At 66.7% G+C, this 14345-nt stretch carries 16 protein-coding genes; 4 read left to right on the plus strand and 12 right to left on the minus strand.

Annotated features, from left to right (window positions below; all coding sequences use genetic code 11):
* Positions 1–35 precede the first annotated feature (35 nt).
* The 5 genes from ACZ1I5_RS21615 to recQ form a co-directional block, all read right to left on the minus strand.
* Entirely contained in the window at positions 36–1625 is a 1590-nt protein-coding gene (locus ACZ1I5_RS21615) for a GMC family oxidoreductase (RefSeq protein ID WP_465171287.1), read from the minus strand.
* Positions 1559–2524 (minus strand): sterol desaturase family protein, encoded by a 966-nt coding sequence (locus ACZ1I5_RS21620; protein ID WP_465171288.1) that lies wholly within the window; start codon positions 2522–2524, stop codon positions 1559–1561. Before ACZ1I5_RS21620 ends, ACZ1I5_RS21615 begins: the two co-directional genes overlap by 67 nt.
* A 9-nt stretch (positions 2525–2533) precedes the next feature.
* Positions 2534–2923 carry a hypothetical protein gene (locus tag ACZ1I5_RS21625; protein WP_465171289.1) on the minus strand — a complete coding sequence of 130 codons (390 nt, stop codon included), beginning with the start codon at positions 2921–2923 and terminating at the stop codon, positions 2534–2536.
* Positions 2920–3351, minus strand: coding sequence for a protein tyrosine phosphatase family protein (locus ACZ1I5_RS21630; protein ID WP_465171290.1), 432 nt, complete (start codon positions 3349–3351; stop codon positions 2920–2922). Before ACZ1I5_RS21630 ends, ACZ1I5_RS21625 begins: the two co-directional genes overlap by 4 nt.
* Positions 3352–3502: 151 nt before the next feature.
* On the minus strand, positions 3503–5272 hold the full coding sequence (gene recQ, locus ACZ1I5_RS21635; protein ID WP_465171291.1) for a DNA helicase RecQ: 1770 nt from the start codon (positions 5270–5272) through the stop codon (positions 3503–3505).
* A gap of 104 nt (positions 5273–5376) precedes the next feature.
* On the opposite strand from recQ, the gene ACZ1I5_RS21640 reads away from it, so the two are divergent.
* The gene (locus ACZ1I5_RS21640) at positions 5377–5664 is read left to right on the plus strand and encodes a GNAT family N-acetyltransferase (protein ID WP_465171292.1); all 288 of its coding nucleotides are present in this window, start codon (positions 5377–5379) and stop codon (positions 5662–5664) included.
* A gap of 3 nt (positions 5665–5667) precedes the next feature.
* On the opposite strand, the gene ACZ1I5_RS21645 is transcribed toward ACZ1I5_RS21640, so the two are convergent.
* A complete protein-coding gene (locus ACZ1I5_RS21645) occupies positions 5668–7485 on the minus strand; it encodes an ABCB family ABC transporter ATP-binding protein/permease (protein ID WP_465171293.1) in 1818 nt (605 codons plus the stop codon).
* 94 nt (positions 7486–7579) lie between these two features.
* On the opposite strand from ACZ1I5_RS21645, the gene ACZ1I5_RS21650 reads away from it, so the two are divergent.
* Both ACZ1I5_RS21650 and ACZ1I5_RS21655 read left to right on the plus strand, forming a co-directional pair.
* Positions 7580–7810, plus strand: a complete 231-nt coding sequence (locus tag ACZ1I5_RS21650) for a hypothetical protein (protein ID WP_465171294.1) — start codon at positions 7580–7582, stop codon at positions 7808–7810.
* Between the two features lie 59 nt (positions 7811–7869).
* Entirely contained in the window at positions 7870–8268 is a 399-nt protein-coding gene (locus tag ACZ1I5_RS21655; protein ID WP_465171295.1) for a hypothetical protein, read from the plus strand.
* Positions 8269–8272: 4 nt separating this feature from the next.
* Here the strand turns inward: ACZ1I5_RS21655 and ACZ1I5_RS21660 are convergent, their stop codons facing one another.
* The 5 genes from ACZ1I5_RS21660 to crtY all read right to left on the minus strand — a co-directional run bounded on the left by ACZ1I5_RS21660 (position 8273) and on the right by crtY (position 12812).
* The gene (locus ACZ1I5_RS21660) at positions 8273–9223 is read right to left on the minus strand and encodes a phytoene/squalene synthase family protein (protein ID WP_465171296.1); all 951 of its coding nucleotides are present in this window, start codon (positions 9221–9223) and stop codon (positions 8273–8275) included.
* A 103-nt stretch (positions 9224–9326) separates the two neighbouring features.
* Positions 9327–9908 (minus strand): LOG family protein, encoded by a 582-nt coding sequence (locus ACZ1I5_RS21665; protein WP_465171297.1) that lies wholly within the window; start codon positions 9906–9908, stop codon positions 9327–9329.
* Positions 9905–10147: a CPCC family cysteine-rich protein gene (locus ACZ1I5_RS21670; RefSeq protein WP_465171298.1), complete on the minus strand. Its 243-nt coding sequence runs from the start codon at positions 10145–10147 to the stop codon at positions 9905–9907. Before ACZ1I5_RS21670 ends, ACZ1I5_RS21665 begins: the two co-directional genes overlap by 4 nt.
* Complete coding sequence (locus tag ACZ1I5_RS21675) at positions 10144–11625, minus strand: phytoene desaturase (protein WP_465171299.1); 1482 nt, start codon at positions 11623–11625, stop codon at positions 10144–10146. The genes ACZ1I5_RS21670 and ACZ1I5_RS21675 overlap by 4 nt, the downstream gene beginning before the upstream one ends.
* The gene (gene crtY / locus ACZ1I5_RS21680; RefSeq protein ID WP_465174023.1) at positions 11622–12812 is read right to left on the minus strand and encodes a lycopene beta-cyclase CrtY; all 1191 of its coding nucleotides are present in this window, start codon (positions 12810–12812) and stop codon (positions 11622–11624) included. The genes ACZ1I5_RS21675 and crtY overlap by 4 nt, the downstream gene beginning before the upstream one ends.
* A 92-nt stretch (positions 12813–12904) precedes the next feature.
* On the opposite strand from crtY, the gene ACZ1I5_RS21685 reads away from it, so the two are divergent.
* The gene (locus ACZ1I5_RS21685; protein ID WP_465171300.1) at positions 12905–13687 is read left to right on the plus strand and encodes a hypothetical protein; all 783 of its coding nucleotides are present in this window, start codon (positions 12905–12907) and stop codon (positions 13685–13687) included.
* Between the two features lie 16 nt (positions 13688–13703).
* Here the strand turns inward: ACZ1I5_RS21685 and ACZ1I5_RS21690 are convergent, their stop codons facing one another.
* Positions 13704–14318 carry a glutathione binding-like protein gene (locus ACZ1I5_RS21690; protein WP_465171301.1) on the minus strand — a complete coding sequence of 205 codons (615 nt, stop codon included), beginning with the start codon at positions 14316–14318 and terminating at the stop codon, positions 13704–13706.
* Between the last annotated feature and the right edge of the window lie 27 nt (positions 14319–14345).

Genomic DNA, 14345 nt, shown 5'->3' on the forward strand with positions numbered 1-14345 from the left:
ACGCGAAATGCTGAACGCGCGCGTTATGAATGGTGTCAGCCCGCGAGATCGGCCTTCACGAAATCGGCGCAGCGCTCGCCGATCATGATCGACGGCGCATTGGTGTTGCCGGAGATCAGCTTGGGCATGATCGAGGCATCGGCGACATAGAGTCCCTCCACGCCGCGCACGCGCAGCGTCGGGTCGCACACCGCCAGATCGTCCGATCCCATCCGCGCGGTGCCGACCGGGTGATAGATGGTGTCGGCCCGGGCGCGGATCAGCCGCTCCAGCGCATCGTCGTCGTTCAGGTCGATCGGATAGCGGTCGCGGCCCTTGTGATCGGCGAGCGGCGGCGTCTCGAGGATGCGGTACATCGCCCGCACGCCCTTCTTCAGCAGCTCGACATCGCGCCTGTCGCTGAGAAAGGCGGGGTCGATCAGCGGCGCGGCGCGTGCATCGATCGACTGGAGCCGGACGGTGCCATGGCTCTCCGGCCGCAGCACGCAGACATGGCAGGAAAAGCCGTGGCTCCTCACCTTGGTCCGCCCATGATCCTCCAGCACCACCGGCACGAAATGCAGCTGGATGTCGGGCGCGGGGGAAGTGGGGTCGACCGTCAGGAAGCCGCCCGTCTCGGCATAGGGCGTGGTCATCGCGCCCCGCCGGTGCCGCATCCACTGCAGGATCGCGCCCATGGACTTGAGCGTGCCCTTGAGCGACTGGCCGATGAAATAGCTGCCCTTCACCTCGAACCCGGCGACATAATCGACATGGTCCTGCAGGTTCGCGCCGACCATCGGCCGGTCGATGCGCACGGCAATGCCCTGCTCGCGCAAATGCTCGCCCGGCCCGATGCCCGACAGCATCAGCAATTGCGGCGTGCCGAACACCCCGCCCGCCAGCACCACCGCGCGGCGGGCGCGGATCACCTTGGCCTGACCGTTCTGCACATAGGCGACGCCGCTGGCGCGGCCTTCGTCGAACAATATCCGCTCGACGGTTACCTCGGTCAGCACCTGCAGGTTGGTCCGTCCGGCCGCGCTCTCGACATAGGCGCGCGACGAGCTCCAGCGTTCGCCGCCCTTCTGCGTCACCTGATAGACGCCGACGCCGTCCTGCCGGGCACCGTTGAAATCCTCGTTGATCGGGATCTGCAGCTGCCGCGCCGCCTCGACGAATTCGATCGATCCCGGATGCGGATCGCACTGGTCGCTGACATGCAGCGGCCCGTCCGCGCCATGCCAGGCATCGGCGCCGCGCTCATTGCTCTCGCTGCGCCTGAAGACCGGCAGCACCTCGTCATAGGACCAGCCGGGGCAGCCCATCGCCGCCCAATTGTCGTAATCCCATTTGTTGCCGCGCAGATAGAGCATCGCATTGATCGCGCTCGACCCGCCGAGACCGCGCCCGCGCGGCTGGTATCCGCGCCTGCCGTTCAGCCCGGCCTGGGGCACCGTCTCGAACTGCCAGTTGGTCTTGGGCGTCTGGAAAGCGATGAAGCCCGGGATTCGCGTACGGAACCCGGTGTTGGGCCCTCCCGCCTCGAGCAGGGCAACGCTGAAGCGCCCATCCTCGCTCAGCCGGCCGGCTGCTGCCGCTCCGCCCGATCCGCCCCCGATGACGACGATGTCGGCTTCTTCCACGCGACCCCCTCTCGTGCCTGCTCTTTTTCGAGCCAGCGTTGTTTGATTGTTTCGGACGTGTCGCGGCTGCCATCATGGCTCCAGCCCGGCGGCTGCACGATATAGCCGAGCTTGGCGCGCAGCCCGGGTGCCGCCCACACGTCCCTGGCGATGCCCACCCATTCGTGGAACGCCGCCCAGACCAGGTTGAAGCTGCCCAGATTCTTGACGATGCCGTACCGCGGCCGGTCGTCGTCGCGCTCGGGCTCGTAGGTACCGAGCCATTTGTCCCACACGATGAACACCCCGGCATAATTCTTGTCGAGATAGCGCGGGTTGGTCGCGTGATGGACGCGGTGGTGCGACGGCGTGTTCATCACCGCTTCGAACCAGCGCGGCATGCGGTGGATCACTTCGGTGTGGATCCAGAACTGGTAGATCAGGTTGATCCCACCCACGAAGAACACCATCGCCGGCGGGAAGCCGATCAGGAACAGCGGCAGCCGGAAGATGAAGCCGATCGAGATGAAGCCGGTCCAGGTCTGCCGCAGCGCCGTCGACAGATTATAATGCTGGCTCGAATGGTGGATGACATGGCTCGCCCAGAACCACCGCACCCGGTGCGCCGACCGGTGGAACACATAATAAGCGAAATCGTCGATCACGAAGCACAGGACGAACCAGTACCAGGCATAGCCGATGTCGAAGAGCCGGTACTGCGACAGCCACACCGCCAGCGTATAGACGAAACCGCCGGTCAGCACCCCCGCCACGGTGCTGCCCGTGCCGAGCGCGAGCGAGGTCAGCGTGTCCTTCGGCTCATAGCGTTTGCGGTCCTTCGCCCAGGCGACCAGCATCTCGGCCAGCACCAGCAGGACAAAGGCCGGAACCGCATAATCGACGGGATTCGGCAGCGTCATGCAGACTGCTTACACTCTTGTCAGCGACGCTTCCAGCCCACGTACATCCGATTCCAGCACGCCGAGCAGGGTCACGTCGCCGAACAGCCGCTCGCCCGTCCTGACCGTGACGCCCTCGATCGCCGGTCCGATCGACAGCGGTGCAAGCAGCCGCCGCGCCGCGACGCGCGCGCCGTGCCGCTTCAGCACCGCGATCGCGCCATTGCCCGCGACGATCGCCGCGCCGCCATCCTGGCTGACCAGCGCGGCATGCGCATAGAAACCCACCAGCATGTCCTCGGCGATCTCGCGCGCCTCGGCCGCGCTGGCGATCCGGCTTTCGCCCAGCCGCAGCCACCGCGCGACCCCGGCCAGCGCCAGGATCGCCACGATCGACCCGGCGAGCTGGACCCAGTTCACCTGCCGCCCGCCAGCGTGTCGAGCAGGGGCTGGATGCCGGTAAGGTCGTATCCCGTGGCCGCGGCCTTCGACATCAGTCGATCGGGGTTGTCGCCCATCTTCGCGCGCGCCAGCGCCCAGAGATTGCAGGAGCGCGTGCCCGAGCGGCAATAAGCCAGCACCGGCCCGTCCGCGCCTTCGAGCGCCGCGACCATCGCATCGACCTGGTTGCCCGAGAAGCCGGCATGGGTGATCGGGATCGCGGTATAGGACAGGCCGGCCGCCTCGGCCGCGGCGCGGATCGCCTCGCCTTCGGGCTGGCCGCCTTCCTCGTCATCGGGCCGGTTGTTGACGATCGCGGTGAAGCCGGCCGCGGCGATCTCCGCCACGTCCTCGGGCGTGATCTGGGGGGAGACGGAGATCGAATCGTCGATAGGGCGAATGTGCATGCCGAACCTTCATAAAAACCCCTCTCCCAGCGGGAGAGGGAGGGGCCCATGCGCAGCATGGGAGGGTGAGGGCGACTCAGCTACCGGTCGGATGCCGGCAAATGGGTCAACCTCGCCCCAACCCCTCTCCTAAAAGCAGAGGGGCTTTGCGTCACGCCCCATCACGGATCACACTGAGAAACGCATCGCCATAGGCTTCGAGCTTGCGTTGCCCGACCCCCGAAATCCGTCCCAGCGCGGAGAGATTGCCCGGCTTGGTCGTCGCCATCTCGCGCAGCACCGAATCGTGGAAGATGACATAAGGAGGCACTTGCCCCTCCTGCGCCAGCTCGCGGCGCTTCGCCCGCAATGCTTCGAACAGCGGATCGCCGACCGGATTGGCCACAGCATTCGCGCCGCGCCGTCCTCGCCGCTCGCGCCTGGGCGGCAGGATCAGCGCCACCTCGGACTCGCCCTTCAGGATCGCCCGCGCCTCGGGCCCGAATTCGAGCCCGCCGAAATCATTCGCCCGCAACGCATCGCGCAGCAGCAGCGCGCGTGCGACCGGCTTGATCAGCGCGGCTTCCTCGGGGCTCGACGCGATACCGAACACCTTCAGCGCCTCATGCCCGTTCATCAGGCTGCGCTCGCTCGACTGGCCGGTCAGGATGCTTTCGATATACCCCACGCCGAAGCTCTGCCCGGTGCGGAACACGGCGGAGAGGAATTTGACCGCGACCTCGGTGGCATTCACCGCGCTCGGCGGATTCAGGCAATTGTCGCAATTGCCGCAGGTCTCGGGCGACTCGTCGCCGAAATGCTTGAGCAGGATGCGCCGCCGGCACCCCGCCGTCTCGACCAGCGCACCCAAAGCGGTCAGCCGGGTGCGCTCGCCCGACTGGCGATGCGGCTCCACTTCGGAAATCCGCTGGCGCGCCTTGGCGAAATCCTCCGCCCCCCAGAACAGATGCGCGATGGCCGGGTCACCGTCGCGCCCGGCGCGGCCGGTCTCCTGATAATAGGCCTCGATCGATTTGGGCAGCCCGGCATGCGCGACGAAGCGGACGTCGGGCTTGTCGATGCCCATGCCGAACGCCACCGTGGCGACCATCACCATGTCCTCGGACGCGACGAAATCAGCCTGGTTGCGCGCGCGGACATGCGGTTCGAGGCCGGCATGATAGGGCCGGGTCGACCTGCCCGTCGCCGCCAGCTTCTCGGCGAGCTGTTCGACCGCCTTGCGCGTCTGGGCGTAGACGATGCCCGGGCCGGGCTGCTCGGCAATCACATCGGCGATCTGCCGGGTCGTGTTGTCCTTGGGCGAGATCAGATAGCGGATGTTGGGCCGGTCGAACCCGGCGACGATCATGCCGTCGCGCGGGATGCCGAGCTGTTCGAGGATGTCGGCGCGGGTATGCGCATCGGCGGTCGCGGTCAGCGCGAGTCGCGGCACATCGGGGAAATGATCGAACAACGGCCGCAGCAGGCGATAATCGGGCCGGAAATCATGCCCCCATTCGGACACGCAATGCGCTTCGTCGATCGCGAACAGCGCCAGCCGCGCCTGGCCGAGCAGATTGCGGAAGCTCTCGCCCGACGCCCGCTCGGGCGCGACATAGAGCAGGTCGAGCTCGCCTGCGCGGAACCGGCCGATCGTCTCCATCTGGTTGGTGTCGACCGAGGTCAGGGTCGCGGCGCGAATGCCGATCGCTTCCGCCGCGCGCAGCTGATCGTGCATCAGTGCGATCAACGGCGAGACGATGACGCAGGTGCCGTCGAGCATCACCGCCGGCAATTGATAGCAGAGCGACTTGCCCGCACCGGTCGGCATCACCGCGAGCGTATTTTGCCCGGCCAGCACGCGGTCGACCACCTGGCGCTGGACGCCGCGGAACTCGGGAAAGCCGAAAGTGGATTGCAGGACGGGAAGCGGATCGTTCACGCTGCCTCACATAATCCCGCCGCTTCAAAAAGCCATGCGGCACCTTGGGATATGTGGTGCGAGGTGGCTGGCCTAGCCCGGTGCTTTCCTGTTAGCGGGTGTGCATGACCGAGGAAGTTCGCGACAATATCGCTGCCCACCGCTTCGAGCTGGTGGTCCATCGCCATCTCTCCTTCAGCGAATACACGCTGGACGGCGATGTCATCACCTTCACCCACACCATCGTCCCGCCGGCGCTGGAGGGGCATGGCGTGGCCAGCCGGCTGATCTCGGGCGCGCTGGCTCAGGTGCGCGCCCGCGGGCTGAAAGTGCGGCCGGTCTGCAAGTTCGTGAAGGCCTATATCGAACGGCATCCGGAGTGGCAGGATCTGCTGGCCGAACCGCTGGCCTGAGCCTTACTCGGCTGCCAGTGCACCCTCTTCGCGTTCCTGCGCCTGGCGGTTCCACATCTCCGCATAGAGCCCGTCCCTGCGCAGCAACGCCGCATGGCTGCCGCGCTCGACCACGCGTCCCGCCTCCAGCACGACGATCTCGTCGGCATGGACCACGGTCGACAGTCGGTGCGCGATGACGATCGTGGATCGGCCCCGCCCGATATCCTCCAGCGTCGCCTGAATCTCCGCTTCGGTGCGGCTGTCGAGCGCGCTGGTCGCCTCGTCGAGGATCAGGATCGGCGGGTTCTTGAGCAGGGTGCGGGCGATCGCCACGCGCTGCTTCTCGCCGCCCGACAGCTTCAGTCCGCGCTCGCCGACCCGGGTCGCATAGCCCAAAGGCTGGCGCTCGATGAACTCGGCGATCGCCGCGCCGCGCGCCGCGCGTTCGATATCCTCCTGGCTCGCCCCTTCGCGGCCATAAGCGATATTGTAGCCGATCGTGTCGTTGAACAGCACCGTGTCCTGCGGGACGATGCCGATCGCCGCGCGCAGCGAATCCTGCGTCACCTGCGCGATATCCTGCCCGTCGATGGTGATGCGTCCGCCCGTCAGGTCGTAGAAGCGGTACATCAGCCGCGCGAGCGTCGATTTGCCCGCGCCTGACGGCCCGACCACTGCCAGGGTGTGCCCGGCGGGAATGTCCAGGTCGATGCCCCTCAGGATCGGCTGCCCGGCATCATAGCCGAAGCGCACACCCTCGAACCGCACATGCCCGGCGCCGACGACCATCGGCTTGGCGCCCGGCGCATCGGTCACTTCCGACGGCGTGTCGATCAGGTCGAACATCGCGCCCATGTCGATCACGCCCTGGCGGATCGTGCGATAGACCATGCCGAGCAGGTCGAGCGGGCGGAACAGCTGGGCGAGCAGCGTGCTGACCAGCACGACGTTGCCGGCGGTATAGCGCCCCTCGCTCCAGCCCCACACGACCAGCGCCATGCCGCCCGCCATCATCAGATTGGTGATGAGCGCCTGGCCGATATTCAGCCAGGCCAGCGAATTCTCGCTGATCACCGCGGCACTGGCATAGGCGGCGATGCCTTCGTCATAGCGCCTGGCCTCGCGTTCCTCGGCGCCGAAATATTTGACCGTCTCGAAATTCAGCAGCGAATCCACCGCATGTGCCACGGCCCCGGTGTCGAGATCGTTCATCCGGGAGCGCAGCGCCGCGCGCCAGTCCGTCACGAACCGGGTGAAGACGATGTACGCCGCGACCATCACCAGGGTGCCGACGACCAGCCCGGGCCCGAATTTGGTCCAGAAGATGCCGAGCACCAGGCTCAGCTCGAGCACCGTCGGCGCGATGTTGAACAGCAGGAAATAGAGCATCGTGTCGATGCTCTTGGTGCCGCGCTCGACCACCTTGGTGACGGCGCCGGTGCGCCGTTCGAGATGGAAGCGCAGCGACAATTGGTGGAGATGCCGGAACACCGCCGCCGCCAGCCGGCGCGTCGCTTCCTGCCCGACCCGCTCGAATACGGCGTTGCGCAGATTGTCGAACACCACCGATCCGAAGCGCGCGGCGGCATAGCCGATCACCAGCAGCAGGATCAGCGTGGTCGCGCTGCGGTCGCCCGCGCCCATGCCGTCGATCGCGCCCTGCAGCGCGAAGGGCGCGCCATAAACCTGCACCAGTTTCGAGGCGAGCACGAGGAGCAGCGCGATGACGATGCGCAGCCGCAACATCGGGGCATCGGCCGGCCACAGATAGGGCAGGAAGCGCCGGAGTGTCGGAATCAGCGGGCGCTCGATGCGGGTCGGTTCGGTCATGGGGGGCATTGTCGCCAATATAGGCACGCTGCCTCCAATCGAAAGCATTTCACGGAACAAGAGTCTCGCTTCGTCGATTGATGCCTTGACTGGGAGCCGAAGCATGGAACCGTTCTACTTCGTCATGGCGATCATGGGCTGCGCGGACGGTTCGACTCAATGCGCGGAGGCGCGCGTTGTGCCCGTGCGTTATGCCTCGGTCGCGCAATGCCAGGCCGCGATGCCCGCCATGCTCCAGCGCAACAGCGACATCGATTACCCGGTCATCAGCGCCGCATGCCGCTCCAACCGCCCGCAACTCGTCCAGGCCAATCCGCAACGCCGGGGCGGCTGAAGCCCTTCCGCTTTCAGGCGTCGCTGCTACGGTGACCGTCACACGCGGCGGGGCGGGCGATGCGCAGGATTCTAGGCATTATTCTTGGCGTGATCGCGGCACTGCTGGTGCTGTGGGTGACGGGCTATCTGTATCCAGTGTCCGAACTGGACAGTGCCGACTCCGCTGCGTTGGCCGAGATCGTCCGCGGCATGCCGGTTTTCGCCAAGCTGGTCGTAGTGGCGGGCTGGCTGGTCGGCGCGCTGGCCGGGGCGTGGCTCGCGCTTCGTGTCAGCGACTGGCGCGTCGCGGGATGGATCGTCTCGTTCGTCGTGCTCGCCGACAATATCGCGACCATCATCACCCTGCCCCACCCGCTGTGGATGCAGGCCTGCGCGGTGACCCTGCCCATCGTGGGCGGCGCGATCGGCATATGGGCGCACCGCAAGCCCTATCCGGGGGAGCCGTTGCTCGGCTGAAGCGTCAGCGCGGCCTTGTCCACAAATTCGGGTCGCGGGGCAGGGGCGGATAGAGCGTCCGCCGCTGGGTCGCCTCGCGCGCCGCCCGCGCGATCATCGCGATCTTGGCGCTGGTCGAGGTGGTGACGCGGTGGTCCCAGGCATGTTCGCCGCGCTCGGCCACCGCACGCCCGATCGCGCCATAGATGCCCGCCGCCGCCAGCACCGCCCAGGCGGATCGGAAGGGCAGCGCCGGGGTCCCCGCCCGCGCGCTCGTTTCATAGTCGGCGGCGCGTGCGGCGAGCCTTTTGGCCAGCACCGCGAGCCGCTGGCGGAAGGGCGGCTTCATATGCTGGCCCGGCGGGATGTCCATCTCGACCAGCCAGTCCTCGGGCAGATAACAGCGCCCGACCCGGTCATCCTCCTCCACGTCGCGCGCGATATTGGCGAGCTGGAAGGCAATGCCGAGGTCGCAGGCGCGGTCGAGCGTCGCGTCGTCATCGGGCGACACGCCCATCGCCACCGCCATCATGCAGCCGACCGCGCCGGCGACATGATAGCAATATTTGTAGAGGTCATCCTCGCTGCGCGGCCGCCAGTCCTCCGCATCGAGCGCGAATCCCGCGATCAGGTCGCGCGCGAAGCGTCGCGGCATGTTCGTCTCGGCCGCGACGATGCGCAGCGCGTCGAATGCCGGGTCGCCGACCCAGTCGCCGGCGAGCGTCGCCTCGGTCATCGCCGAGATCCGCGCCAGCCGCGCCGGCGCATCCTCGACGATCGTCATGCCGTGCCCATGGTCCTGGCCGTCGGCGATGTCGTCGCATTTGCGGCACCAGGCATAGAGCAGCCAGGCGCGTTCGCGCGTCTTGCGGTCGAACAGCCGGCTCGCCGCCGCGAAGCTCTTCGATCCCCGTGCGATCGATTCCGCCGCCGTCGCGACGATCGCGTCGCGTGTGGGGAGGTTACCGGTCGTCACCGTGAAATCCCCTTCCCTCCGTTCGTATCGAGCGAAGTCGAGACACCCTGGTCAGGGACGGGCTGCTCGACTTCGCTCGATACGAACGGAGGGGATGCGGGAATCACAGGTCCTTGGCGCGCATCTTGGTGATCGTCTCGATCGGCGTGTGATCGGCCATCTTCGCGAGCAGCCCGTCGAGCGTGTCGTCGATCAGCAGGATGTTCTGATGCTGCGGCCGCAGGAAACCGACTTCGCCCATCTTTTCGTAAAAGGCGATGAGATGGTCGTAATAGCCCGCCACGTTGAGCAGCCCGACCGGCTTGGCGTGATAGCCGATCTGCGCCCAGCTCAGCGCTTCCCACAACTCGTCCATCGTGCCCGTTCCGCCGGGCAGGTTGATGAAGCCGTCGGACAGGTCGGTGAAGGCCTGTTTGCGCTGGTGCATCGTGTCGACGACCTGCAGCTCGGTCAGCCCGCGATGCGCAACCTCGGCGGTCACCAGCGCGGTCGGGATGATCCCGATCACCTCGCCGCCCGCCTCCAGCGCACTATCGGCGATCGCCCCCATCAGCCCGAGCCGCCCGCCACCATAGACGACGCCGATCCCGCGCTCGGCAAGCGTGCGGCCGACGGCGCGGGCGGACTCGATGTAAACCGGATCGGCTGGGCTGGCCGATCCGCAATAAACGGCAAGGCGTTTCATGCGATCTCCGATGCGGACGGCAGGCGCACGTTGACGATGTATCGTCTATCGCTGGCACCGAAGGCCCGATAATTTTCTTGAGCCATTGTCAGGGTGAGTGAACCGTTGGGTCCTCCGTGACTGTCGTCGGCGGTCGACGCCGTTTGTCCATCGTCTTCCCAGAAGCAGACGCCGCAGATCTCGTACGCGCCTGATTCCTTCAAGGTCAGATGGCCGCAACAGGGGCACGCACGACTCACCGTGGTCCCTCCAGCATCAACGCCGCCGTCGCCTTGGCGCTGCCGACGACCCCTGGAATCCCCGCGCCCGGATGCGTGCCCGCGCCGACGAAATAGAGGTTCGGAATCTCGTCGTCGCGATTATGCACCCGGAACCAGGCGCTCTGCGTCAGGATCGGCTCCAGGCTGAAGGCGCTGCCGAGATGCGCGTTCAGGTCAGTCGCGAAATCGCTCGGCGCGTAATGGAATTTGGTCACGATCCGCTCATGGATATCGGGGATCAGCCGCCGCCCGATCTCATCGAGGATGCGCTTCTCCAGGATCGGCCCGATCTCGGCCCAGTCGACCGGGAATTTGCCGAGATGCGGCACCGGTGCCAGCGCATAGAAGGTCGAATGACCCTCTGGTGCCAGGCTCGGATCGGTCACGGTCGGGTGGTGGAGATAGAGCGAGAAATCCTCGGGCAGCACGCCGGTCTCGTACAGGTCGGTCAACAGGCCTTTGTAGCGCGGGCCGAAAAGGATCATGTGGTGCGGGATGCCGGGCCAGGTGCCCTTGATCCCGAAATGCACCACGAACAGCGACGGCGAGAAGCGCTTGCGCTCGAGCTTGGGCACCGTGCGTTGCGCGCTGCGCGAGGATTTCAGCAGGTCGCGATAGATATGGACGACGTCGCCGTTGCACGCGACCATGTCGGCGGTGCCTTCCCAGCCCGACGCCGTGACCACGCCGGTCGCCTTGTCGCCCAGGGTCTCGATGCTGGTCACCGGATCGTTCAGGCGCAGTACCCCGCCCAGCCGCTCGAAATGCGTGACCATGCCGGCGATCAGCCGGTTGGTCCCGCCCCTGGCGAACCACACCCCGCCGTCGCGCTCCAGCTTGTGGATCAGCGCGTAGATCGCGCTGGTCGTCATCGGGTTGCCGCCGACGAGCAAGGTGTGGAAGCTCAGCGCCTGGCGCAGATGCTCGTCCTTCACGAAGCTCGACACGATCGAATAGACCGATCGCCAGGCCTGGTATTTCGCCAGCGCCGGCGCCGCCTTGATCATCGACGCGAAGTCGAGGAACGCGACATGGCCGAGCTTCTCATAGCCTTCGTGGAAAACGCCGGCCGAATAGTCGAGGAACTTGCGATAGCCGGCGACATCCTCCGGATTGAGCCTGGCGATCTCCGCCATCAGCACGGCGTCGTCATTGGTATAGTCGAAGCTGGTGCCGTCGGGCCAGTTGAGCCGGTAGAAAGGCAGCACGGGCGTGAGCGTCACGTCGTCCGCCATGCTGCGCCCGGTCAGCGCCCATAATTCCTGCAGGCAGGGCGGGTCGGTGATGACGGTCGGCCCGGCATCGAAGGTGAAGCCGTCCTTCTCCCACACATAAGCGCGCCCGCCGGGCTTGTCGCGCGCCTCGACGATGGTCGTCTCGACGCCCGCCGATTGCAGGCGGATACCAAGCGCGAGCCCGCCGAACCCGGCGCCGATGACGATGGCGGTACGGCTCATGCCGGGCTCCGGCGCGCGGCCGGGCGGATGGCGGAACCGGCGATCGCTTCGAGCGCGCGACCCACCGGTACGGGGGGCTTGCCCATCAGGACACGGGCCTTGTCGGATAGGGTCGATTTTCCAGCATAGAAACGGCCTATAAGACGAGGATCGAGTCGATAGAAGCGTTCCAGGATGCGATAGCGTTCGGCGGGCTCGGCAGCCCTGAACAGCATCTTGTCGAGCATGCGGTAGAAGCCGCGCCGGCGCCAGGTCGATCGGGCGAGGTCATAGGTCAGGTCGTGCAGCGCGCTGCCCGACAGGTCGGCCGCCCGGGCGATCAGCGATGCGGTGCGCACCGCATCGGGCAGCGAATAGCCGGTGGTCGGGTGGAACAGCCCGGCGCGCATGCCGGCCTTGGCGACCCTGGCGCCCCCGCTGCGCCAATAGGCCTCGAAATCGCCGCCCATCGCGACGGGCAACACACCGGTCTCCTCGCGCAGGACCTGTCTGACCTGCCAGCCGCGCCGCGCCGCATAGCCGTCGATGCGCCGGATCAGCGCGGCGCGGTCGAGATCGGGGGTGTCGCTGTAATAGGTGTCCTCGACGAACATCCGCGTCGCCGTGAAGGGCAGGCAATAGACGAACCGGTATCCGTCGATCTGCTCGACGGTCGCATCCATCACCAGCGGCGTCGGCTGGTCGTGCGCCGCGCCCAGTTCGAGCTCGCGGCCCAGGAATTTCTGCCAGCCCAGATCCAGCAGGCCGAGATCGGCCGGCCCCCGGGCATCGATCACGCCCCCTGCCGCGATGCGTTCGCCGTCCGCCAGCACCACCATGGTCGGACCGGCCTCGATCACTCTGCGCCCCGTCACCAGCGCGCCTTCCGGCAGTGCGGCGCGCACGACGCTATCCAGCTGTGCGGAGTCGATCGAATGATAGGCGGTGTTCAGCGTGCGCCGGTGCGCCGGAAAGGCGATGTCATATCGCCCCCAGCCGTGGCTGATCAGCGGCGCGACGATCCAGCGGTCGCCCTCCGCCACGTCGCTGGCGAAGAAGGACCAGAGATGGTTGCCGCCGATCCGGCCCGATTCCTCGATCAGCCGGATGTCGAGATCGGGGCGTCGCTTCTTCAGCGCCAGAGTCACCAGCCCGCCCGCCAGTCCGGCGCCGATGATCGCGATATCGCAGGAGAGAGGCGCGGGCATGATGTTGCGTAGCGGAATCGCTTCGCTGTGCAAATCGCCCGCTTGTCCCTTTGCGATGGTGGATTAGGATCGGGGCCGAGGGGACATCATCCATGAATATCCTGGCCGCCATCGCCGCACTTGCCCTGACGCTGTCGCCGGCCGTGGCGCAGGAGCGGATCAAGACCGCGGATCTGGAGACGGTGAGCCGGCGCGGCGCGCAGCTTTACGCCTTCGATCAGGCCGCCTGGTATACCACCGACGCGATGGTCGCGAAGAAATTGCCGGGCGAGACCATGGCCGCGATCCGCGGCTGGGTCGTCGAACCGCATGGCGACGCCCTTACCGTCACCTATTACGGGTTCGACGGCACGAAGCCCTATGCGATCTACGCCGCGGATTATGCGGACGGCAAGGTCGCTGCCGAGCGCGTGCCGGCGACCCGCGAGGCGCTGTCGGCCCAGGGCGAACGCATGATCGCGGCGCTCGAGGTCGCGCGGGACCTGGAGCTCAAGGGCTGCGTCGACCGGCCTTATAACAGCGTGGTCCTGCCACCCCAGCCGGACGGCACTATCCCGGTCTATCTCCTGACCCCGATGGTCACGCAGAACGCCTATCCGTTCGGTGGCCATCACGAGGTGGATATCGGCGCTGACGGAAAGGTCGCCGCCACGCGCGATTTCGCCAAGACCTGCCTCGTCGTGGCGCAGCCCAAGGACGCCGTCATGGGCTTCGTCACGCACCTGCTCGACCCGCACCCGACCGAGATCCATGTCTATCTGTCGCTCTGGATGGGCAAGCCGATCGCGGTCGGGACCGGAAACGACACCGCCTGGATGGTCGAAGGAACGAAGATCTCGCCGCTCGACCTGAAGGACGGTGCCAAAAAGCGCTGACGCCGTCCCTCCGGGCTCAGGCGGCCTGGAGCAGCGGCATCTCCGCTCCCATCGCCCGCGCGATCGAGGGGCGCTTGCGCATGCGCGTCCGCCAGCCGAGCAGCACCGGCCAGTCGGCGATCGGCATGCCGGCATGCTCGCACCAGTTGAGGATACTCAGCAGATAGGCATCGGCCACGCTGAAGCTGTCCCCCAGATAGTCGGCGCCGTCGAGATGGGCCGACAAGAGGTCGAGCCGCTTTGTCGCCAGCGCGCGCGCCCAGGCTTTGGCACCTTCGGGCGCCGACTTGCTCATCAGCGGGACGAATACCGCCTTGTGCAGCTCGGTCGAGATGAAGTTGAGCCAGCGCATCATCTGATAACGCTCCTCGGTGTAGGGCGCCGGCGCCAGCACGCCCTCGGCGGCGAGATCGGCGATATAGGTCAGCACCGCCGGCCCCTCGGTCAGCGCGAGGCCGCCGATCGTCTCCATCGCCGGGACATAGCCCATCGGGCTGATCGTGGTGAAAGGCCGCCCGTCGGGCAGACGCCCGCCCGGCAGGACCTGCACGAACTCGGCATCGAGCTCGGCTTCCTCGATCGCGATCCGCGTGGCGAGCGAGCAGGCGAAGGGAATGAAATAGAGCTTCATGGGGACCTCCCGGGCCTTGGTTGATTT

It is taken from the genome of Sphingomonas sp. BL-S-30 (assembly GCF_055521475.1).

Bases quoted from the DNA above. Each gene is read 5' to 3' on its own strand.
- ACZ1I5_RS21640 (WP_465171292.1), top strand. From the start codon at position 5,377: ATGACCGAGGAAGTTCGCGACAATATCGCTGCCCACCGCTTCGAGCTG.
- crtY (WP_465174023.1), bottom strand. From the start codon at position 12,812: ATGCCCGCGCCTCTCTCCTGCGATATCGCGATCATCGGCGCCGGACTG.
- ACZ1I5_RS21655 (WP_465171295.1), top strand. From the start codon at position 7,870: ATGCGCAGGATTCTAGGCATTATTCTTGGCGTGATCGCGGCACTGCTG.
- ACZ1I5_RS21690 (WP_465171301.1), bottom strand. From the start codon at position 14,318: ATGAAGCTCTATTTCATTCCCTTCGCCTGCTCGCTCGCCACGCGGATC.
- ACZ1I5_RS21665 (WP_465171297.1), bottom strand. From the start codon at position 9,908: ATGAAACGCCTTGCCGTTTATTGCGGATCGGCCAGCCCAGCCGATCCG.
- ACZ1I5_RS21685 (WP_465171300.1), top strand. From the start codon at position 12,905: ATGAATATCCTGGCCGCCATCGCCGCACTTGCCCTGACGCTGTCGCCG.
- ACZ1I5_RS21650 (WP_465171294.1), top strand. From the start codon at position 7,580: ATGGAACCGTTCTACTTCGTCATGGCGATCATGGGCTGCGCGGACGGT.
- ACZ1I5_RS21620 (WP_465171288.1), bottom strand. From the start codon at position 2,524: ATGACGCTGCCGAATCCCGTCGATTATGCGGTTCCGGCCTTTGTCCTG.
- ACZ1I5_RS21675 (WP_465171299.1), bottom strand. From the start codon at position 11,625: ATGAGCCGTACCGCCATCGTCATCGGCGCCGGGTTCGGCGGGCTCGCG.
- ACZ1I5_RS21645 (WP_465171293.1), bottom strand. From the start codon at position 7,485: ATGCCCCCCATGACCGAACCGACCCGCATCGAGCGCCCGCTGATTCCG.
- ACZ1I5_RS21630 (WP_465171290.1), bottom strand. From the start codon at position 3,351: ATGCACATTCGCCCTATCGACGATTCGATCTCCGTCTCCCCCCAGATC.